1 protein-coding gene is annotated in these 1,151 nt (G+C 57.6%); it reads left to right on the forward strand.

Annotation, left to right across the window (positions count from 1 at the left end):
• A protein-coding gene (locus KG698_RS15345) for an IS3 family transposase (RefSeq protein WP_213686410.1) occupies positions 1–1,118 on the forward strand; the annotation gives its coding sequence in 2 pieces (ribosomal slippage) (positions 1–256 and positions 256–1,118; 1,119 coding nt annotated over the 2 pieces). This gene is flagged as partial in the annotation.
• Positions 1,119–1,151: the final 33 nt, after the last annotated feature.

The following is a 1,151-nucleotide window of genomic DNA, read 5'->3' on the forward strand; positions in this document are numbered from 1 at the left end:
AAGCGGCACAAGCCCGAGGAAATAGTTCAGAAGCTACGGCAGGTTGACGTGCTTGTCGGGCAAGGAGTGCAGCGCGTGGATGCGATCCGCGAAGTGCGCATAACCGAACAAACCTATTACCGCTGGCGCAAGCAGTATGGCGGTATGGGAACCGACCAACTGAAGGAACTCAAACGTCTCCAGAAGGAGAATGAGCGACTACGCAAAGCCGTATCGGATCTGACGCTGGACAAGCTCATTCTGAAGGAGGCTGCCCGGGGAAACTTCTGAGCCCCGTCCGCCGGCGCGCCTGCATTGATCTGATCCGAAGTCAGATGAAGGTATCGGAACGCCGGGTCTGCCGGGCACTGGGGCAGCATCGATCAACGCAAAGGTATCAGCCGCACGGCAGGGCAGATGAAGACCGGCTTGTAGCGGACATGATTGAATTGGCTAGGCAGTACGGCAGCTACGGCTATCGTCGCGTTGCGGCGTTGTTGAGAGACGCGGGCTGGCAGGTCAGTGATGGCCGTGTCGAGCGGCTGTGGAAACGGGAGGGGCTGAAAGTGCCGCCAAAACAACCGAAGAAGTCGAGGCTCTGGCTAAACGACGGGTCATGTATCCGGCTTCGGCCTGAGCATCGCAACCATGTCTGGAGCTATGACTTTGTCCATTGCCGTACCGATGATGGCAAGGCGTTCCGCACATTGAACATCCTCGATGAGTTCAGCCGGGAATGCCTGACAATCCGGGTGAAGCGCAGGCTGAACTCGACGGACGTCATCGACGCCCTGACTGATCTGTTCATCTTACGCGGACCGCCGGCATTTGTGCGAAGCGACAATGGCCCTGAGTTCGTTGCGAAGGATGTCAGGGGCTGGATCGAGGCAGTAGGCGCGCGAACAGCGTTTATCGAGCCGGGCAGCCCTTGGGAGAACGGTTATGTCGAGAGCTTCAACGCCCGGTTCAGAGATGAACTGCTGAACAGGGAGGTCTTCTACTCCCTGAGAGAAGCACAGATCGTCATCGAAAACTGGCGCAAACACTACAATACAAAACGCCCCCACAGCGCCTTGGGATACCGGCCTCCAGCACCGGAAACCATCGTGCCAATAGACCAGCGGCCAATTATGCACTAACAATCAAACCGGACCAGTCAGAGCAGGCTAGGC

It is taken from the genome of Roseicyclus sp. (assembly GCF_018402035.1).
In the GTDB taxonomy this organism is placed as follows: Bacteria; Pseudomonadota; Alphaproteobacteria; order Rhodobacterales; family Rhodobacteraceae; genus Roseicyclus.